Origin of the sequence: Winogradskyella psychrotolerans, assembly GCF_018860565.1 — a bacterium.
Lineage (GTDB): Bacteria > Bacteroidota > Bacteroidia > Flavobacteriales > Flavobacteriaceae > Winogradskyella > Winogradskyella damuponensis.
In genome coordinates this window covers 45,952-64,987 of record NZ_JAHKPS010000004.1, presented here as the reverse complement: position 1 = coordinate 64,987, position 19,036 = coordinate 45,952, and the positions used below count along the sequence as shown (strand labels likewise).

Below are 19,036 nucleotides of genomic sequence, written 5' to 3'. Positions count from 1 at the left end.
ATTTTTGACTTTATAAAGTTGAAGGACAAACAAAATCGGTTGTCTTTATATCCGTTTCTTTAATTGCATTATAGCCGCCATCAACATCTATAAGTTTATCATAGCCTCTAGCTTTTAAAATTGATGCAGCAATAACAGAACGGTAACCTCCAGCGCAGTGTACGTAATAGGTTTTATCTTTACTTACTTCGTTCATCTTTTCATTAATAAAATCTAATGATAAATGTTGTGCATCTATAATATGAGACGATTGGTATTCTCCATCTTTACGAACATCTAAGATGTTTATGGGATTTGCTTTTGCTCTTTTTGCAAATTCTTCAACAGAAACAGAATCTAATGTTTCTACTTCTTTTCCTGCTTGTTTCCATGCGTCTAAGCCACCTTTAAGATAGCCTAATGTATTATCATAACCAACACGAGAAAGTCTTGTCACGGCCTCTGCAGATTTGCCTTCAGGAACAACTAATACTATTGGCTGTTTAATATCCTTAATTAAGGCGCCAACCCAAGGGGCAAACTGCCCATTAAGTCCAATAAAAATAGAATTTGGAATATGGCCTTTTATAAAATCAGATTGTGGTCGTACATCTAACACTAAAGCAGATTCGTGATTGGCCATAGCTTCAAATTCATCAGGATTAAGTGCCACATCACCCGTTTTTAAAACGGTTTCAAAAGCATCATAACCCATTTTGTTCATCATAGCATTTTTTGCAAAATACTGTGGTGGTGGTGCAATACCATCAAGCACTTCTTTTACAAATTCAGCTTTAGTCATATCTGCACGTAAAGCATAGTTTGTTTTTTTCTGTTCTCCTAAAACACCAACAGTTTCTTTGCTTAGGTTTTTTCCACAAGCAGAGCCTGCGCCATGAGCAGGATAAACAATAATGTCATCGGCTAAAGGCATAATTTTATTTCGAAGAGAATCAAATAACATTCCAGCTAGATCTTCTTTAGTTAAATCAGATTTAATAGCTAAATCAGGTCTTCCAACATCGCCTAAAAATAGTGTGTCTCCAGAAAAAATAGCGTGATTTTTTCCGTTTTCATCAATTAATAAATAGGTTGCAGATTCTAAAGTGTGTCCTGGTGTATGCAAGACTTTAATAGTTATGTTTCCAATTTTTAGTTCCTCTCCATCTTTAGCAGAATGGATATCATATTTTGTAGTAGCCCCTGGTCCAAAAACAATAGTAGCACCAGTCTTATTGGCTAAATCTACATGTCCCGATACAAAATCAGCATGGAAATGCGTTTCTAAAATATATTTAATTTTGGCATTATTAGCTTTAGCTTTATCAACATATTGTTGGATTTCTCTAAGCGGATCAATTATAGCAACTTCACCTTCAGATTCAACATAATATGCACCTTGTGCTAAACAGCCTGTATATAATTGTTCTATTTTCATTCTTTATTTGTTTGTATTGCAAATTTACGAAACTTCATTTTTTGAAATGTGATAATTATCACAAAGTCTGTTAAAAGAGCTCCTTGAATATAATATAAATGGCCATAAATATGGTGAAATAGCCAAATCCTCGTTTTAATCCTTTTGCACTGATTTTTTTAGAAAGTGCTAATCCTATAAAAATCCCAGCAATTGAGATTCCAGTAAACGTGATTAGAAATTGCCAATCAATTTGTAACGTTTTTAAATCTCCTAAAAAACCTATAAGCGATTGTATGGCGATTATAAATAATGACGTACTAATGGCTTTTTTTATAGGGAGTTTTACCAATAGCACTAGTGCAGGGACGATTAGGAATCCGCCTCCAGCACCAACTAAACCTGCTAGAGCTCCAATACCTATGGCTTGAGTACCAATAGCAAAATAATGGGTGTTGTCAAATGTTTTAATGACATTGTCGCTATTAATGGTTTTAGATTTAATCATTGACCAACCAGCTAAAAGCATAATGATAGCAAATAGCAACATGATGAAAAGTGAATTGGTAAGTTTAAAGTTTCCAATAGAAAATATGACTTCGGGTAAATTTGGTATGACCAAACGTCTCACCATAAAAACCGTAATTATTGAAGGAATTGCAAATACTATAGCCGTTTTAAAATCTATTGTATTTTTTTTGATGTTTCGTATGGTTCCTACTAATGCGGTGCTGCCTACCACAAAAAGCGAATAGCCTGTAGCAACGATTGGGCTAAATCCTAAAAAGTATACTAAAATAGGAACGGTTAAAATAGAACCGCCTCCGCCTATAAGACCTAAAACAAGTCCAACAATTAAAGCACCTATATAGCCTAGTATTTCAATTAATTCCATATTAATGTGGAAGTTTGTTTTTTAGCAACCCATAGGTGTAAGTACCTAATAATGCTGCAATAATGACAATTATAATAGAAAAAGCTCCTGTACCTAACAAAATATACATTGGTCCAGGACAGGCACCACATAAAGCCCAACCTAAGCCAAATATAGTTCCGCCAATGATATAACGTGTAAAGCCACGTTCTTTTAAAGGGACGTTTAAGGTTGTGCCTTTAATGGTTTTTACGTTGTTTTTTTTAGAAAGTAATAGTAGTAGAATTCCTGTTCCAACAGCTGTTCCAATAATGCCATACATATGGAAGGATTGAAATTTAAACATTTCGAAAATACGATACCATGAAACTGCTTCTGATTTAACGAGTACTATTCCAAAGAATATTCCGACAATAAAGAATTTGATATATTTTCCCATAATTAAAAGAGTATTGGATAAATAAGGTGAATCATAATTAAACCGCCAATAAAGAAGCCAATAACAGCAATGAGTGAAGGTAATTGTAAGCTGCTTAGGCCTGTTATGGCATGGCCAGAAGTACAGCCGCCAGCATAGCGTGTACCAAACCCAACAAGAAAACCTCCAATGATGAGTATTAGAATTCCCTTTAGACTAAAAACGGAATTCCAACGAAATAGTTCTGGTGGTAATAAACTTTGCCCTATATCATTAAAACCTAACGCTGTTAAATCTTTAACTGTTGCTTCACTAAGATCCATGTGTATAGGATTTGATAAAAAATAATGTGCAATAAAACCACCAAAAATAGCACCAAGTACAACGACGAGATTCCATCGTTGACTTTTCCAGTCAAATTTAAAAAACGCTACACGTTTGCCTGCGCCACCAATAGCGCATAAGGTTCTGAGATTGGAGGACATGCCAAAAGTTCTTCCAAAATAGAGTAGAAGAAACATGACAATAGCAATGCATGGACCTGAGACATACCAAGGCCAAGGTTGTAAAATATATTCCATAAAATTAATTATAAGACAAAAATAAAGTTCTGTTATTTAGGTAATGTAATAAATGTGACTAAAATTCTAAAACACTAATCTTGTTTCTACCAAGTTCTATTTTTTTCTCTCTTTCGAGTTGTTTTAATAGTCTTGAAATTACGACTCTAGATGTATTTAAGTCTTCTGCAATTTCTTGATGTGTCATTTCTAAATGTGTAGAAGCAGATAGCTTTACCTGATCTGTAAGGTATTTAAATAAGCGCTCGTCCATTTTCATAAAGGCGAGTGTGTCAATGGTTTCTAACATTTCGTCAAAACGAATTTGATAGCTTTGTAAGATAAAATTTCTCCAACTCTCATTAGAATTAAACCATAGTTTCATGTATTCTATAGGAATCATTATTACAGTGGCATCATCATCATCAGCAATGGCACGTATTTTACTTACAGACTTAACCATGCAACAGGTTAATGACATGGCGCAAGTATCTCCCGTTTCTAAAACGTATAATAAAAGTTCATCACCATCGTTGTCTTCTCGTAAAACTTTAATATTGCCTTTAATTAGAAGCGGAATAAAATTTAAATCTTGACCTATGTCTATAATAATATCCGCTTTTTTAAAGGTTTTAAGAAACGCAACATTGGCTATACTATCGATTATTTCTGAATCGAATAAGTAATTAAAAGGTTGGAGTAGTTCTTTAGAAATCATATTTCAAAAATAGTAATTTAAAAATTTGAAATAAATAATTTGGCAATCATTTAATAAATGTATTATATTTGCACCCACTTAAAAAGGCCTCGTGGCGCAACTGAATAGCGCACTTGATTACGGCTCAAGAGGTTACAGGTTTGAATCCTGTCGAGGTCACTAATAAAACCAATGCTTTCAAGCGATTTTTGAGAGTGTTGGTTTTTTTATTTGCAGAAAATTTACTCTATTAAACATGAAAACCACGAAAATCATAACGATAAACGTGGTTTATTAATTAGATTATTGGCGAGCTAAAAATAGCTGAGCCTTATTCGTCTAGTAATAAATTCAAGGTTACTGTAATATTATCGCGTGTAGCTTTGCTAAACGGACAGGCTTCATGTGCTTTTTCTACCAAATCTTCACCAGTTTCTAAATCAACTCCTGGGATGTAACAATCTAAAGTCGCTTCTAAGAAAAAGCCATCTTCATCTTTACAAAAGCCAATAATAGCTGTGACACTTAATGCGTCATCATCAATTTTAATACCTTCGTTTTTAGCAACAGATTGCAATGCGCCACCAAAACATGCTGCATAGGCAGCACCAAAAAGTTGTTCTGGGTTTGTGCCATTTCCACCGTCACCTCCCATAGATTTAGGTACCGATAAATTATGATCTAGAATACCGTCTTCTGATGTGATGTGTCCAGTTCTGCCACCTTCTGCTTTTGTAGTTGCTTCATATAAGGTTTTCATTATTTTTTTAGTTTTTAAGGTTAATGTACTAAATATAACACCATGCAGTAGTTTGATGAAATTTACAGTCTTAAATTTCTCATAAAATTGGAAAGTTTTAGAGCATTATTGCAATAGCCTTTCTATAGCTTAAGAGCTAATGAAATGACTATAAAGCTTGTATTGCGTAGTGCAATAAATGGTATGGATTTTTAATTCAAATAGGCAAACACTAAGTCTTTAATTAACTAAGTGCATTTTTAGTTACATAAACACGCCAAGCTATTATGGCAAGTTGTAGCTTAGAAGCTTTGCTAAGGTCTAATTGTTTTTTGGAGTAAGATGGAAGTATGGCTTTGTTTAGTTGAGCCAGAATTCTAAAGATTTTGTTTTTCATTAGAGGTTGAATAATAAATCTTTAGCAAAAATAGTAAAACTTATTCTAGAACTAAGTCTTACTTGTTTTTGATTGGTGGTTTTGTTTTGGTTGTTTTTTAATTTTTTAAAATATTGCTAATATAATTTCAATAATCAGTTTTGCTAATGTCATCATAGTTTTTTGGTTTTTAGGGTTAATAAAATGATTTGTTTGTTTGATTGAGTTTTCAATATATATTTTCAACTCATTATGTTCCAAATGTTTTTGTGTAAATCGACAAATTTGAATTCTAAATTACAACTAAAAAGATAATAATTGTTATAATATTATGTGACTTGTCTTATTTGAAGTTTTAATTTAATATATAAAGTAGTTTTTGTGTTTTTATATTGTAACTTTTGTAGGGCTTTTTTGGAGTGCTTTTCGAAATCGTAGAGGGCTTTGGTCTTTATAAGGGCTGAATTTTAAGAATTCATCTTTTTTTGAAATTTATTTTATGATAAATTTCATGTTTTATTTAAGGTGTGTTTTGTAATTAATTGGCATTTAACATTTAGATGTAATAATAAACTATCTTTGTGAAAAATAAAGCGATGAAAAAAATTACTTTTATAGTATTACTATTGATTTCGGGATTTAGTTGGTCTCAAATTTTGGTTATTAATGAGTTAGATGCGGATACTCCTAGTATAGATACTCATGAGTTTATTGAATTAAAATCGGCAACACCCAATTTTTCAACAGATGGTTACATATTGGTATTTTTTAATGGCTCTAGTAGTGGTGGAGATGCTAGTTATTTTGTATATGATTTAAATGGTCTAACAACAGATATTAATGGTTTATTAGTTGTTGGTAGTGCAAATGTTTCGCCTTTTCCGCAGTCATTAATGGCAGAAAATGTAATACAAAATGGGCCAGATGCAGTGGGTATTTATCAAGCTTCGATAAATGATTTTCCAGAGGAAACAGTGGCGTCTCAAACCAATTTAATTGATGCAATGGTTTATGGTACTAATGATTCAGATGCTACAGGTTTATTAACGAAATTAGGGCAAACTATACAGCATAATGATAATGGAACTAATGCAAATCCTAAATCAATTCAGCGTTTTGTAGATGGTATGGGCGGTGTAACCTTTTCTGCAGAGCCTCCAACCCCTCGAAGAGAAAATGATGGTTCAGGTATTTCTATCAACCCTATTGAAATTTCAATTGCAGAAACGCAATATGATGAAGGTGCTACTTTTGATATAACATTTACTGCTGAAGCCAATGTGACTTCAGATCTTAATTTTACTATTAGTTTAGATAATGATGGATTTAATACATCAGATTATACAGGAAACACGGATCTTACTATTTTATCTGGTGAAAATACAACAAGCACAACTATTACATTAGTTGATGATACTGAAGATGAAGGTGATGAGGTTTTAAAAATTAGATTTTTAGATTTAGTAGAGCCTATAGTGGCATCTAACGGAGCTGTTGAGGTTAGGGTGGTAGATAATGATTATACCGTTGCAGCATGGGGAACACCATTAGAGCCTACTTATGGTATGGTACAAAGTACACAGCCAGATGGCTATTATGATAGCTTAGACGGGTTGGCAGATGTTGCGTTAAGACAGGCAATGCAGGGTATAATTGCAGATCCAAGTACAGTTAGAGCACAGACTTATACAGATGTTATTGATATTTTAAAAGAAGCAGATCAAAATCCAGAAAACAGCAATCAGGTTTGGTTGGTGTATTTGGAAGAAGGAAGATCAAAATTAGATTACCAAACAAGTTCTTTGAGTACAGGTAAATGGAATAGAGAGCATACATTTCCTAGATCTCGAGGTGGATTTGATAGTATAGAAGAGGATGAAATTGCAGATGGTATTGATATCTATTGGACAACTAAAGCCGATTCTTTACGTCATGGAAACTCTGATGCACACGCTTTACGAGCAGCTGATGGACCAGAAAACAGTAGTAGAAATAATCAATTTTATGGTGAGTATAATGGGCCAGTTGGCACCTTAGGGAAATTTAAAGGTGATGTGGCCAGAAGTGTGTTTTATATGGCTGTTCGTTACAATGGTTTAGAAATAGTAAATGGTTTTCCTGATGGTAATGTTGGTGAATTTGGAGATTTGGCAACCTTGTTAGATTGGCATAGAAATGATCCGCCAGATGATTTTGAAATGAATAGAAATAATATCGTTTATAATTGGCAAAAGAATAGAAATCCATTTATAGACCAACCAGATATGGTAGAATATATTTGGGGAAATATGATTGGCGAAAATTGGAGCCAACCTTTAAGTGTAAATGATGATACAGAACTTAATGTTCGTGTGTTTCCAAATCCTACAACAGGGCGTGTTTATATTTCTGGGTTAACTGTTAATGCAGAAGTTGAAGTCTACTCTGTAGACGGAAAACGTCTAAAGCAATCGCAATCTGTTGCAGATTATATAGATTTAGATGTTACGTCTGGCATGTATCTATTGAAGTTAACAAGTGAAAATCGTTCTGTAATCAAGAAAATTATTGTTGATTAACGTATAATATTACTTCAATAAAAAAAGCCAAACTGTATTTAAATAGTTTGGCTTTTTTCATATTTATGGCTTTTCTATTGAGTTCTCGCTATTAATGAACCTTCTGATTTTCCAAATTCTATATTCGGAATACCATCAGTAGCTTTCCAGGTTGCACTACTTTTATATCCATTTTTATCTTCGAGGCTGATTTTTATACTTGTAATTTCACCTTTTTTGTTTCGTTTTAATTTGGAATACTTAACCGTGATTCCAATTCTTTTAAGTTCATTTACGTGAAAATCTAAAATTTGATCTGGTGTAGATTTTGAAATATAAGCAATGGATCCATTTTTTGAAGCATCTTCATCGTCAATATAAGTCAAGCTATTTATTTTTGGTTTGCCAACGACTTTCCATGGGTTATCTTTTTTAATGGTTTTACTCTGAGTAAATTTGTTGCTGTTTTTAGAAATCACTTCTACAACTCCATTGGCACCTTTTTTACCATATTTTTCTTTTGCCTCTTTTCCTTTTAAAATTATTAAACTTGAAACCCTTTCTTTTGAATATACTTTTAATAAATCTGATTTAGATATTTCTTTACCATCTAGAATGTATAAAAAGTTGTTTTTATTTAAAAATTGGATTTCTGTGTTGTTGTATGTTTGAGGTGGTTTTGTTGTTAGAGTAATAACACCATGCTTTCCTTTTTTACCATAAGCATCTAGTGCGTCTTCTCCTTTTAAAACAGTCATGCTTTCAATAGCATTAGCATCGATAGTTTTTAAATATTCTGGTGTAGTAGGTTTACCATTTACAATTATTAATGGTTTTGGATTCTGCGAATCATAACGTGAGTTATAAATTGCTTTATTGGTTGGATTATGAATGATGACTTCTTGACTTATAATTTTGGGTTTAGAGCCATCTTCATAATAAAAATCAGGTTTTGTGTTGATTTGATTCTTAATCTCTAAAGAATCCATTGAGAAATAAATAGTATCTGAAACTACAGTAGTATTTAATTTTCTAATATATGTTTCGTGTTTTGGTATTTGAGTGACAATATAGGTTGAGTCTTCAACTATAACATCTAAGCTATCACGTAATTCTTCGATTATAAAGGTTGTTTTCTTTTGCTCATTTGGTTGGACGACTTCAACTCCAAAACTACCGTCATCATCCATTTTAAATTCAAAAGGAGAGATACCATTTTTGTCTTTAACATGGTAATTTGTGGTGCCGCTTTCTGTTATAAAATCAATATTTATATTCGAAATTTCGTTGTTCCTGTTTCGCTTTATATGTTTTATAATCATAGTGATATTTTTAGATTTTAACCATGTTTTTATTTCACTTAAGCAATTGTCGGTCATCTTTTTCGTGAACTTAACCTTGATGCTTTCAGTTGTGAAGGAATTTTTAGTAGCGGTGCTGGTGTTTTTAATGCTGTTGTTTTGTGCTTCAATATAAACAGTTTCCGTATTCATACTCATTAGTAAACCAGCTAAAAGGGGAAGAATTAAAAGGTACTTCAATTGATTTTTTTTGTTTGATCGTGATTTGTTTAACATAAGAATTCGTTTTTTGATTGATGAATTGTAAAAATTATTTGTTAGTAAAATATCATGATTAGCGATACTTGTTTTTAATAATAAGTGCTGGTATTCTTTTTTTGTGTTAGATTTTGATTGTGTTTGAGTATCGGCGATATATTCCAAGTTTTGTCTTACTTCTTTTTTGTATAACCATACCAATGGGTTAAACCAAAATACAATGCATGTTAATTGAGTAAATAAAATGTCTATGGAGTGCCATTGGTTAACATGTACTTTTTCATGTGTAAGTATAAGATCGAGTTCTTCTGATTTATAGGAGTTAGGATTGTAGACTATCCATTTGAAAAATGAAAAAGGTGATAATTTGTTTTCTACAATAACATAGGTGTAAATGTCATCTGTAGTTTTTGGGTTTTTAAATAGCAATAGCGCTAATGATCCAAATTGAAATATAAATTGAATTAAAAAGACCATTAATCCTACGCTGTAAATCATAGGAATATGAGTTGTCCAATCCAAAGTGTTTGCGGGTTTTAAGGTGTTGTAATTTGAAACTGTCGGTTTAACAAATAGCGTTTCGCTTATTGTTGAAGGTGTTATGGGGATATAGACAGGAATTACTATTAAGGGAAATACTAAAGCGATTATTAAACCTATTAACAAAAACCCTCTATTGTGTTGAAAAAACGTTTCTTTCTTTAGTAGAATAAAAAAACATAAATAAAATAGAGCAATTACCATGGAAGCTTTTAAAAGATATTCCATATTATTTCTTGTTTTCTATTAGCTCAATTATTTCCTTAAGCTCATCAACACTAATTTTTTCTTCTTTAGCAAAAAAGGATACAACGTTTTTATACGAACTATTGAAGTAGTTTTCAATAGCAGTATTCATAAACTTGGTTTTATAATCTTCTTTAGATATAATTGGGTAGTATTGGTGTGTTTTTCCATAGACATTATAGCTTACATATCCTTTTTCTTCTAGATTTCTAATAATTGTAGAGAGTGTATTGTAATGAGGTTTATCTACTTTTATTTCTGCTAGTACATCTTTGACAAAAGCTTTGTTTAGCTTCCATAAAATGTGCATAATCTCTTCTTCTTTATTTGTTAGTTTTTGCATAGGAGTATGGTGCATTTTTCTAGTTGAATTCAAATATAACTATTTTTTTAGTTGTATAACTAAAATTGTAGTTATTTAACGAAAAAAATAGTTTTAGTTTCTGTACAATGAAGTGTTATCTTTGCGTTTTTAATAAATTACGTCAATAAATAATAGATATAAGAGATGAGTGTATTTCTAGTAATAGCGGGTTTAGCGTTATTGGTTGTTGGTGGGGACTTTTTGGTAAGAGCTGCTGTTGGTTTATCTTTTAAGCTTAAGTTGTCTAAGCTAGTGATAGGTATGACGGTTGTGTCTTTTGCTACTTCTGCACCAGAATTGTTGGTGAGTTTACAGGCTGCTTTAGATGGAGTATCTGACATTGCATTGGGAAATGTGATTGGTTCTAATATTGCAAATATTGGGTTAGTTCTAGGTATTACAGCAATAATTTCTCCTTTGGCAGTTGATAAAGATTTCTATAAATTAAACTGGCCAATGATGATGCTATCTTCCTTTGTGTTATATTATTTTTTATGGAATGATAATATCCTCACAGCTATAGAAGGAGCAATTTTATTTATAGCTTTAATTGTGTTTTTAATTGTTTTAATTAAAAGCTCTCGAAAATCGACTAAGGCAAGTATGGAGGAAGTCGATGATGCGCTCGCAGTAGTTTCAAACTTTAAAATTGTAATGTGGTTGCTAATTGGTGCTGCGGGATTATATTTTGGATCAGATTGGTTAGTTGAAGGAGCAAAACAATTAGCTACGGCAATTGGAATTAGTGATTATGCTATTTCTGTAACTGTAATAGCTATTGGTACAAGTGTCCCGGAACTTGCTGCTTCTGTTATTGCGGCATTAAAAAAAGAGAAAGCATTGTCTTTAGGAAACCTTATCGGTTCTAATATCTTTAATATTGCATCTGTTTTAGGTTTAACCGCAGTTGTTAAACCAATTGCTGTAAATCCGGCAACTCCAGAAATATTATCAACTAATATCTGGTGGATGATTGCATTTGCGGCCATTTTAATTCCTTTAATTATGATTCCAAAACGATTTGAGATAGGAAGGTTAAAGGGGATGTTATTGTTTGGAGCTTATTTGGTCTTTATATATGTGGCTTTAAAATAATAAGCACAAAAAAAGCCTGTAGATAATACAGGCTTTTTTTTATTTATAATATTAATAATTAAGAAATATCGGCACTTTTTACGGTCTTAATAATTCTACCAGCAATTTTGTATGGGTCACCGTTAGACGCTGGTCTTCTGTCTTCTAACCAGCCTTTCCAACCTTTTTCTACGGTGATAATAGGAATACGAATTGACGCGCCTCTATCTGAAATTCCCCAAGAAAAATCATTAATAGATGCTGTTTCGTGTAAGCCAGTTAAACGTTGGTCGTTAAATTCACCATAAACTTCAATATGTTCTTTTACAACAGGACGGAAAGCTTCACAGATTTTTCCGTAAGTTTCTTCAGATCCACATGTTCTCAATACTTCGTTAGAGAAGTTGGCATGCATACCAGAACCATTCCAGTCCATATCTTTACCTAAAGGTTTTGGGTGGTAGTCAATGTAGTAGCCATACTTTTCCGTTAAACGGTCTAATAAATATCTTGCAATCCATATTTCATCACCTGCTTTTTTAGCACCTTTAGCAAATAATTGGAATTCCCACTGACCAGAAGCAACTTCTTGGTTGATACCTTCAAAATTTAAACCAGCATCAATACATAAATCAGCATGCTCTTCAACTAAAGCTCTACCATGTGTGTTTTTTCCACCAACAGAGCAGTAGTACATGCCTTGTGGAGCAGGATAACCACCAATAGGGAACCCTAAAGGTAATTGTGTTTTTGAGTCCATGATGAAATATTCTTGCTCAAAACCAAACCAGAAATCATTGTCGTCATCATCAATAGTTGCTCTACCATTAGAAACGTGAGGTGTTCCATCTGCGTTTAAAACTTCTGTCATTACCAAGTATCCATTAATTCTATCAGGGTCTGGATAAATTGCTACAGGTTTTAATAAACAGTCAGAAGCTCCACCTTCAGCTTGTCTAGTTGATGACCCGTCAAAAGACCACATACCTAACTCTTCAATTGTACCCTTAAAGTTTTCGTGCTCTTCTACCTTGGTTTTACTTCTCATGTTTTGCGTAGGGAAGTAGCCATCTAACCAAATGTATTCTAATTTAATTTTTGCCATAATAAATTGTTTGTTTATATCTAAATAGGATACAAATATTGCTTTTTTTTTTATTAGGTCAAAAAAAATAGGGTATTTTAGATAAAATGTTGCTAATTATTGTCAACAACCCTATTTTTAAATGGGTATATGTACATATTTTAAATATTTCGTATTTTTGCCTTAAAATTTTATTAATATGTCAACACTAAGATTTCATGCTGTAAAAGCATCTATAAACAGAAAGCCATTAAAGATTAAAATAGACAAACGACGCTCAGAGATTTTTGGGTCTAATGTATTTAATGAAGCAGCAATGCGACAATATTTAACTAAGACGGCATTAAATAGCGTGTTAGAGGCTATAGAAAAAGGTACTAAAATAGATCGTCTAGTAGCAGATCATATTTCTACAGGTATGAAAGAATGGGCTATTTCAAAAGGAGCAACTCATTATACGCATTGGTTTCAGCCACTAACAGGAGCTACGGCAGAAAAACACGATGCTTTTTTTGAAACCATAGGAAATGGGCTTGCAATTGAGAAATTTGGAGGTGATCAGCTAGTGCAGCAAGAGCCTGATGCTTCTAGTTTTCCTAACGGAGGGATAAGAAATACATTTGAAGCGCGAGGTTATACTGCTTGGGATCCAACATCTCCTGCTTTTATATATGATGATACCTTGTGTATTCCTACCGTTTTTGTGTCGTACACAGGTGAGGCACTAGATTATAAAACTCCACTTTTAAGAGCTCTGCAAGCAGTTGATAATGCTGCAGTTGCCGTTTGTAAATATTTTGATAAAAATGTAAAAAAGGTATCTGCGTCATTAGGTTGGGAGCAAGAGTATTTTTTAATTGATAGTACTTTAGCAGCTTCAAGACCCGATATTTTGCTTACAGGGAGAACCGTTTTTGGTCATCACCCAGCAAAAGGACAGCAGTTAGATGATCATTATTTTGGAACCATACCTGCGAGAGCATTAGCTTATATGAGAGATCTAGAACATCATTGTATGTTACTTGGTATTCCTGCAAAAACGAGGCATAATGAAGTAGCTCCAAATCAATTTGAATTAGCTCCTATATATGAAGAGGCAAATTTAGCTGTAGATCATAATACTTTGCTTATGGATATTATGCAGAAAATAGCTAAACGTCATAACTTTACAGTATTAATGCATGAAAAGCCTTTTGCGGGTGTTAACGGTTCGGGAAAACATAATAATTGGAGCTTAAGTACAAATACAGGAGTCAATTTGTTGTCGCCAGGAAAAACACCAATGAGTAATCTTCAGTTTTTAACCTTTTTTATTAATACTATAAAAGCGGTTCAAACACACGAAGAATTATTAAGGGCTGCCATTGCATCTGCAAGTAACGATCATCGATTGGGTGCAAATGAAGCGCCTCCTGCAATAATTTCAGTATTTATAGGGGAACAACTCACTAAAGTTTTAAAAGAGTTAGAAACAGTTACTAAAGGTAAATTATCACCAAAGGAGAAAACCGACTTAAAACTTAATGTTGTTGGTAAAATACCAGAAGTAATATTAGATAATACGGATAGAAACAGAACCTCTTCTTTTGCTTTTACAGGTAATAAATTTGAATTTAGAGCTGTTGGTTCTACGGCTAACTGTGCTAACCCAATGACGATTTTAAATACTATTGTTGCTAAACAATTAATGGACTTTAAAATTGAAGTAGATGAATTGATTGATAAGAAAAGCATGAAAAAGGATGATGCCATTTTCAATGTATTGAGAGAATATATAAAAACGTCAAAAGCAATTCTTTTTGAAGGTAATGGTTATAGTGAAGCATGGGAAAAGGAAGCTAAGAAACGTGGCTTAAGCAATAATAAAACAACTCCTGAAGCCTTGAAGGTAAAAATGGATAAAACAACCTTAAAGCTTTTTAATGATTTAGGAGTGATGAATAAAGTAGAATGCGAAGCGCGTTACGAAATTGAAATGGAAGATTACATTCTTCATATCCAAATAGAAAGTAGAGTTGTTGGAGATATTGCTAGAAATCATGTGGTGCCAACAGCGGTTAGATATCAAAATATTTTAATAGAAAATGTTACAGGATTAAAAGCTATTTATGGCAATCGTTTTAAAGATTTTGCTAAAGAACAGATGGCATTAATAGAAGAAATATCACAGCATATAGAAGCTATTAATTCATTAGTAACTAAAATGACAGATGAACGAAAAGTTTACAATAAACAAGCTAATATAGAAAAGAAGGCAGATGGGTATTGTAATAAAGTAAAACCTTTATTTGAAGAGATAAGATACCATTGTGATAAGTTAGAGATAATGATAGATGATGAATTGTGGCCATTAACAAAATACAGAGAACTTTTGTTTACTAAATAGTAACGTTACAGGTATTTAAGTTGGTGTTAATATGAAATTACGCTTAATATATACGTAGTTCTACGTATAAAATGATATGAACAAAATCTGTTTTGTGTCGTTTGTCGATGACTTCAAACTAGTTGTCGAAAAGGTAGTGGTTTTGCATTAAAAAAAACAAAATAGCTATTTCCATAATGCGGTTATGTTGTATTTTTGTAGGGCTATTAATCAATATTTGTAAAAATGAAAAAGTTACTACTTAGTGTAGCTATCCTTGTTGGAGCAACTTTAATTCTTTCACAAGATAATTCTGATGATTTAAATGAAGTGACTAATGAAGATGTTGTAAAGATACAATCTACACTACAAGCTGAATCTTAAAAATTAAGTATTCACAGCTATTAAGATAAAAGGATAAAATCAATAATTTGATTTTATCCTTTTTTTTTATTCCTATATTTTTTTTGATTTCGATGAAATCATTAATATTTTTTTATATTGCACACCTCCTTAAAAATCTACACTGAAAATAGACTTGTCTTCTAATTAGAGATATATGATTCCTAAAATCAATGCTATTGTATTAAGCATAGCAATGACTATTGTTAGTTTTAATTTTTCATTTTCTCAAGAAACCGACGAACGTAGTGAAAAATCTATTAATCGTAGGTATGCTTTTTTTGATTATAGAGGTTCCAATGCTGTTGACCTAGCAGCTGGTTCAGCAATAATAGATGGAGATTATCCAGAATCTGAGTTTGATGTGTATTTTAGAATTGGCTATAAACATCATATTACAAGTCATCTAAATATTAATTTTACGTACAATAAATATAACGTTGTTATAAAAGATATTTATAACGAAGGTTTTATGTCTTTTGATTTAAATTTAGAATTCCTATTCAGTCCATACACAAAATTTTCGCCTTATTTATATGCTGGAAGTGGTTATAATGCATCTAATGATTTTGAACTAACAGCTACAAAAGCTCAAGGCGGATTAGGGGTTGAGTTTATTTTTAGAGAAGGTATAGGTGTAAAACTCTTTGGAGAGTATAATTATATGCTTACCGACGAACTCGACGGATTTATAGAAGGAGAATCAGATGATTTACTCTTTAGGATGGGTTTAGGCCTTAATATCTACTTTGGAGGCCAAAAGAAAAAAGAAGCATTACGCAGAAAAATGAAAACAGTAATTAATTCCAATCTAATCATTCCATATAATTAAACGCAATTCTTACTTTTGCAACACCAATGTTAAATACAATAGTTTTATGAGTAATTCGGTGAGTAAAAGATATGCGCAAAGAGGTGTTTCAGCATCTAAAGAAGATGTTCATAATGCGATAAAGAATATTGATAAAGGTTTATTCCCTAAAGCATTCTGTAAAATAGTACCAGATTATTTAACTAATGATGCGGATTATTGCCTTGTTATGCATGCAGATGGTGCAGGTACTAAATCGTCTTTAGCTTACATGTACTGGAAAGAAACCGGAGATGTTTCAGTTTGGAAAGGCATTGCACAAGATGCGTTAATAATGAATATTGATGACTTACTTTGTGTTGGTGCAACAGACAATATTATGTTGTCTTCGACTATAGGAAGAAATAAGAACTTAATTCCTGGCGAAGTTATATCTGCAATTATTAATGGCACAGAAGAATTAATAGAAGATTTAAAGTCCTTTGGAGTTACTATTCATTCTACAGGAGGTGAAACTGCAGATGTTGGGGATTTAGTAAGAACTATAATTGTAGATTCTACAGTAACGGCTCGTATTAAACGAAGCGATGTTATTGATAATGCAAATATTACTGATGGTGACGTTATTGTTGGTTTAGAATCTTTTGGGCAAGCAACTTATGAAACCGAATATAATGGAGGCATGGGAAGTAATGGCTTAACATCGGCAAGACACGATGTGTTTTCTAAATATTTAGCCGAAAAGTATCCGGAAAGCTACGATGCTTCAGTGCCAGAAGAATTAGTATATTCTGGACAAACGAAACTTACAGATCCTGTTGAAAATTCTCCAATAGATGCAGGTAAGTTGGTGCTATCTCCAACACGAACGTATGCTCCAATTATAAAAGCAATTTTAAATACTTACACAAGCGAAGATATTCATGGGATGGTGCATTGTAGTGGTGGTGCACAAACTAAGATACTTCACTTTATAGATAATCTTCACATCATTAAAGATAATATGTTTGATGTTCCTCCGTTATTTAAACTCATTCAAGAACAATCTAAAACAGATTGGAAAGAAATGTATCAAGTATTTAATTGTGGACATCGTATGGAATTGTATGTAAAACCAGAAGTAGCTAAGACTATTATTGAGATTTCTAAATCTTTTAATGTAGAAGCCAAAATAATAGGTAGAGTAGAAGCTTCAGATCAAAAGGCACTAACTATAAAAAGCGCATACGGAACATTTACATATTAATCTTATTTTAAGTATGAAAAACTTTTCGTGGTTTCTTTTTAGCATTTTTGTGTTATGTTCTAGCATGCTATTTGCGCAACCTGATTCTTTGTATTTTCAGAAGAAAAAGGACCAACCTATAGAGTTGGGATGGAGAACAAAAAAAGAGGTAGGTTTAACACTTAATCAAGTTTCGTTTACAAATTGGAATTCGGGAGGAACAAACTCTATTTCTGGAATCGTAACAGGAAAAGCAATAGCAAAATACAAACAAGAAAAATGGTTTTGGAACTCTAATCTTAACGTGCGTTATGGTTTAAACAAGCAAGAAGCTGAAGACATTAGAAAAACCGAAGATGTTTTTGAGGTAATTTCTAATGCAGGCCTAGAATTAGATCCTAAAAGTAATTGGTTTTATTCGGCAAAGTTTAGTTTTAACACGCAGTTAGCTAATGGATATAATTATCCTAATAGAGATGAGCCTATATCAAGATTTTTAGCACCTGGTTATATGTTTTTTGGGTTGGGAATGGAATATGGTAGACATATAGAACGTTTGTCTTTTTATGCTTCGCCTTTTACCTTAAAAACCACATTTGTTTTAGATAAAGATTTGGCAGACAAAGGGTCTTTTGGTGTAGATCCTGCAATTTATGATTTAGATGGTAATATCCTTAGAGATGGAAAAAGAGTTAGACAAGAATTGGGTATTTTGCTAACCAACCAGTACGAAGAAGAGGTCTTTGAGAATATTAAAATAACCAGTCTATTGCGTTTATATACAGATTATATAAATAGTTTTGGAAATATAGATGTTGAATGGGAACTTAACCTAGACATGAAAGTAAATAGGTATGTTAAAGCGACTTTAGGGTCGCATATCAGATACGATGATGATATAAAAGTTGAAGTTGAAACCAATGAAATGACCAATGAAGAAATTGTAATTGAAGGTCCAAAGTTACAGTGGAAACAAATTTTAGGTGTTGGTGTGGTTGTAGATTTAGATAATATTATAAAATCAAATGGCTCGTCTTAGATGAGTGTATTACATGTTTAGCTTCTAAGGCTACCTTCACTTAAGTATTTATAATCTTCAAGCTCTGTAAGTTTTTCAATTTTCTTTGTGGTACCGTTTTTTAGTAAGTATATAATATCAGAAGACGTAATGATGTGTTGATACATGTGATCTGAAATGATAATAGCTTTCTCTTTTTTTTCTTCTTCAATAAGTTGTTTTACGGTTTCAATATGTAATGGAGACAAATGCGAAAAAGGTTCATCTAAAAATACAATCTTACTTTTTGCTTTCAAAATAATATAAGTTTCAATAATTCGCCTTTCACCACCAGATAGAGCTTTAAATTTTGAGTTTTTATAGATTGCGAATGCTTTAAAATTTTCAATAAAAATAGTCCAGTCTATAGCGTATAGTTTAAAAACAAATGAAAGCTTCATTTCGCTAGGAATAAAATTATATTGTGGTAAATATTTGGCAATTTTTGTATAAAATAAAGGTTTTAAAAGCGGTTTGTTGTCTAGTCTTACCAATTTGTATTTCGGTTTCAGATTCCCAAAAGCAATATTGAGCAAACAACTTTTGCCACAGCCATTTCTACCTAAAATAGCTGTTACTTTTCCTGTTTCAGCTTTTAAGTAAATACCATATAAAATGCGTTTGTTTTTAAAGTAAAGTTCTACATTGTCTAATTCAAATATCATTTTGTTATCAAGTGAATTCCTTAAATATTGTAAGAAAGATAATGGTT

General features: G+C 32.3%; 18 protein-coding genes and 1 tRNA gene. 8 read left to right on the top strand and 11 right to left on the bottom strand.

Going from position 1 to position 19,036, the window contains the following annotated elements; translation table 11 throughout:
• Positions 1–10: 10 nt before the first annotated feature.
• The 5 genes from KO504_RS01485 to KO504_RS01465 all read right to left on the bottom strand — a co-directional run bounded on the left by KO504_RS01485 (position 11) and on the right by KO504_RS01465 (position 3,966).
• Positions 11–1,417, bottom strand: a complete 1,407-nt coding sequence (locus KO504_RS01485) for an MBL fold metallo-hydrolase (RefSeq protein WP_215924564.1) — start codon at positions 1,415–1,417, stop codon at positions 11–13.
• Positions 1,418–1,487: 70 nt separating this feature from the next.
• Positions 1,488–2,291, bottom strand: a complete 804-nt coding sequence (locus KO504_RS01480) for a sulfite exporter TauE/SafE family protein (protein WP_215924563.1) — start codon at positions 2,289–2,291, stop codon at positions 1,488–1,490.
• A 1-nt stretch (position 2,292) separates the two neighbouring features.
• The gene (locus tag KO504_RS01475) at positions 2,293–2,709 is read right to left on the bottom strand and encodes a DUF6691 family protein (protein WP_215924562.1); all 417 of its coding nucleotides are present in this window, start codon (positions 2,707–2,709) and stop codon (positions 2,293–2,295) included.
• 2 nt (positions 2,710–2,711) lie between these two features.
• The gene (locus KO504_RS01470) at positions 2,712–3,269 is read right to left on the bottom strand and encodes a YeeE/YedE family protein (RefSeq protein ID WP_215924561.1); all 558 of its coding nucleotides are present in this window, start codon (positions 3,267–3,269) and stop codon (positions 2,712–2,714) included.
• Between the two features lie 58 nt (positions 3,270–3,327).
• Entirely contained in the window at positions 3,328–3,966 is a 639-nt protein-coding gene (locus tag KO504_RS01465) for a Crp/Fnr family transcriptional regulator (RefSeq protein ID WP_215924560.1), read from the bottom strand.
• A gap of 85 nt (positions 3,967–4,051) precedes the next feature.
• Between KO504_RS01465 and KO504_RS01460 the strand changes: the two genes are divergently transcribed.
• A tRNA-Arg gene (locus KO504_RS01460) sits at positions 4,052–4,125 on the top strand.
• Positions 4,126–4,276: 151 nt separating this feature from the next.
• Here KO504_RS01460 and KO504_RS01455 read toward each other — a convergent pair.
• Positions 4,277–4,705 carry an organic hydroperoxide resistance protein gene (locus KO504_RS01455; RefSeq protein ID WP_215924559.1) on the bottom strand — a complete coding sequence of 143 codons (429 nt, stop codon included), beginning with the start codon at positions 4,703–4,705 and terminating at the stop codon, positions 4,277–4,279.
• 223 nt (positions 4,706–4,928) lie between these two features.
• The gene (locus tag KO504_RS01450) at positions 4,929–5,081 is read right to left on the bottom strand and encodes an SsrA-binding protein (protein ID WP_215924558.1); all 153 of its coding nucleotides are present in this window, start codon (positions 5,079–5,081) and stop codon (positions 4,929–4,931) included.
• A 575-nt stretch (positions 5,082–5,656) separates the two neighbouring features.
• On the opposite strand from KO504_RS01450, the gene KO504_RS01445 reads away from it, so the two are divergent.
• Positions 5,657–7,618 (top strand): endonuclease, encoded by a 1,962-nt coding sequence (locus tag KO504_RS01445; protein WP_215924557.1) that lies wholly within the window; start codon positions 5,657–5,659, stop codon positions 7,616–7,618.
• Between the two features lie 74 nt (positions 7,619–7,692).
• On the opposite strand, the gene KO504_RS01440 is transcribed toward KO504_RS01445, so the two are convergent.
• Both KO504_RS01440 and KO504_RS01435 read right to left on the bottom strand, forming a co-directional pair.
• On the bottom strand, positions 7,693–9,924 hold the full coding sequence (locus KO504_RS01440) for a M56 family metallopeptidase (RefSeq protein ID WP_215924556.1): 2,232 nt from the start codon (positions 9,922–9,924) through the stop codon (positions 7,693–7,695).
• A gap of 1 nt (position 9,925) precedes the next feature.
• Positions 9,926–10,285, bottom strand: coding sequence for a BlaI/MecI/CopY family transcriptional regulator (locus KO504_RS01435; RefSeq protein ID WP_215924555.1), 360 nt, complete (start codon positions 10,283–10,285; stop codon positions 9,926–9,928).
• A 165-nt stretch (positions 10,286–10,450) separates the two neighbouring features.
• On the opposite strand from KO504_RS01435, the gene KO504_RS01430 reads away from it, so the two are divergent.
• Positions 10,451–11,401 carry a calcium/sodium antiporter gene (locus tag KO504_RS01430; RefSeq protein ID WP_215924554.1) on the top strand — a complete coding sequence of 317 codons (951 nt, stop codon included), beginning with the start codon at positions 10,451–10,453 and terminating at the stop codon, positions 11,399–11,401.
• A gap of 58 nt (positions 11,402–11,459) precedes the next feature.
• Here the strand turns inward: KO504_RS01430 and KO504_RS01425 are convergent, their stop codons facing one another.
• Positions 11,460–12,485 (bottom strand): glutamine synthetase beta-grasp domain-containing protein, encoded by a 1,026-nt coding sequence (locus KO504_RS01425; RefSeq protein ID WP_215924553.1) that lies wholly within the window; start codon positions 12,483–12,485, stop codon positions 11,460–11,462.
• 178 nt (positions 12,486–12,663) lie between these two features.
• On the opposite strand from KO504_RS01425, the gene KO504_RS01420 reads away from it, so the two are divergent.
• The 5 genes from KO504_RS01420 to KO504_RS01400 all read left to right on the top strand — a co-directional run bounded on the left by KO504_RS01420 (position 12,664) and on the right by KO504_RS01400 (position 18,306).
• On the top strand, positions 12,664–14,850 hold the full coding sequence (locus tag KO504_RS01420) for a glutamine synthetase III family protein (protein ID WP_215924552.1): 2,187 nt from the start codon (positions 12,664–12,666) through the stop codon (positions 14,848–14,850).
• Between the two features lie 225 nt (positions 14,851–15,075).
• Complete coding sequence (locus KO504_RS01415; RefSeq protein WP_215924551.1) at positions 15,076–15,213, top strand: hypothetical protein; 138 nt, start codon at positions 15,076–15,078, stop codon at positions 15,211–15,213.
• A 175-nt stretch (positions 15,214–15,388) separates the two neighbouring features.
• Entirely contained in the window at positions 15,389–16,063 is a 675-nt protein-coding gene (locus KO504_RS01410) for a porin family protein (RefSeq protein WP_252723594.1), read from the top strand.
• Positions 16,064–16,109: 46 nt separating this feature from the next.
• Positions 16,110–17,288, top strand: a complete 1,179-nt coding sequence (locus KO504_RS01405; RefSeq protein ID WP_215924550.1) for an AIR synthase related protein — start codon at positions 16,110–16,112, stop codon at positions 17,286–17,288.
• Positions 17,289–17,301: 13 nt separating this feature from the next.
• The gene (locus KO504_RS01400; RefSeq protein WP_215924549.1) at positions 17,302–18,306 is read left to right on the top strand and encodes a DUF3078 domain-containing protein; all 1,005 of its coding nucleotides are present in this window, start codon (positions 17,302–17,304) and stop codon (positions 18,304–18,306) included.
• Positions 18,307–18,323: 17 nt separating this feature from the next.
• On the opposite strand, the gene KO504_RS01395 is transcribed toward KO504_RS01400, so the two are convergent.
• Positions 18,324–18,989, bottom strand: a complete 666-nt coding sequence (locus tag KO504_RS01395; protein WP_215924548.1) for an ATP-binding cassette domain-containing protein — start codon at positions 18,987–18,989, stop codon at positions 18,324–18,326.
• Positions 18,990–19,036: the final 47 nt, after the last annotated feature.

Bases quoted from the DNA above. Each gene is read 5' to 3' on its own strand.
- KO504_RS01485 (WP_215924564.1), bottom strand. From the start codon at position 1,417: ATGAAAATAGAACAATTATATACAGGCTGTTTAGCACAAGGTGCATAT.
- KO504_RS01480 (WP_215924563.1), bottom strand. From the start codon at position 2,291: ATGGAATTAATTGAAATACTAGGCTATATAGGTGCTTTAATTGTTGGA.
- KO504_RS01475 (WP_215924562.1), bottom strand. From the start codon at position 2,709: ATGGGAAAATATATCAAATTCTTTATTGTCGGAATATTCTTTGGAATA.
- KO504_RS01470 (WP_215924561.1), bottom strand. From the start codon at position 3,269: ATGGAATATATTTTACAACCTTGGCCTTGGTATGTCTCAGGTCCATGC.
- KO504_RS01465 (WP_215924560.1), bottom strand. From the start codon at position 3,966: ATGATTTCTAAAGAACTACTCCAACCTTTTAATTACTTATTCGATTCA.
- KO504_RS01455 (WP_215924559.1), bottom strand. From the start codon at position 4,705: ATGAAAACCTTATATGAAGCAACTACAAAAGCAGAAGGTGGCAGAACT.
- KO504_RS01450 (WP_215924558.1), bottom strand. From the start codon at position 5,081: ATGAAAAACAAAATCTTTAGAATTCTGGCTCAACTAAACAAAGCCATA.
- KO504_RS01445 (WP_215924557.1), top strand. From the start codon at position 5,657: ATGAAAAAAATTACTTTTATAGTATTACTATTGATTTCGGGATTTAGT.
- KO504_RS01440 (WP_215924556.1), bottom strand. From the start codon at position 9,924: ATGGAATATCTTTTAAAAGCTTCCATGGTAATTGCTCTATTTTATTTA.
- KO504_RS01435 (WP_215924555.1), bottom strand. From the start codon at position 10,285: ATGCAAAAACTAACAAATAAAGAAGAAGAGATTATGCACATTTTATGG.
- KO504_RS01430 (WP_215924554.1), top strand. From the start codon at position 10,451: ATGAGTGTATTTCTAGTAATAGCGGGTTTAGCGTTATTGGTTGTTGGT.
- KO504_RS01425 (WP_215924553.1), bottom strand. From the start codon at position 12,485: ATGGCAAAAATTAAATTAGAATACATTTGGTTAGATGGCTACTTCCCT.
- KO504_RS01420 (WP_215924552.1), top strand. From the start codon at position 12,664: ATGTCAACACTAAGATTTCATGCTGTAAAAGCATCTATAAACAGAAAG.
- KO504_RS01415 (WP_215924551.1), top strand. From the start codon at position 15,076: ATGAAAAAGTTACTACTTAGTGTAGCTATCCTTGTTGGAGCAACTTTA.
- KO504_RS01410 (WP_252723594.1), top strand. From the start codon at position 15,389: ATGATTCCTAAAATCAATGCTATTGTATTAAGCATAGCAATGACTATT.
- KO504_RS01405 (WP_215924550.1), top strand. From the start codon at position 16,110: ATGAGTAATTCGGTGAGTAAAAGATATGCGCAAAGAGGTGTTTCAGCA.
- KO504_RS01400 (WP_215924549.1), top strand. From the start codon at position 17,302: ATGAAAAACTTTTCGTGGTTTCTTTTTAGCATTTTTGTGTTATGTTCT.
- KO504_RS01395 (WP_215924548.1), bottom strand. From the start codon at position 18,989: ATGATATTTGAATTAGACAATGTAGAACTTTACTTTAAAAACAAACGC.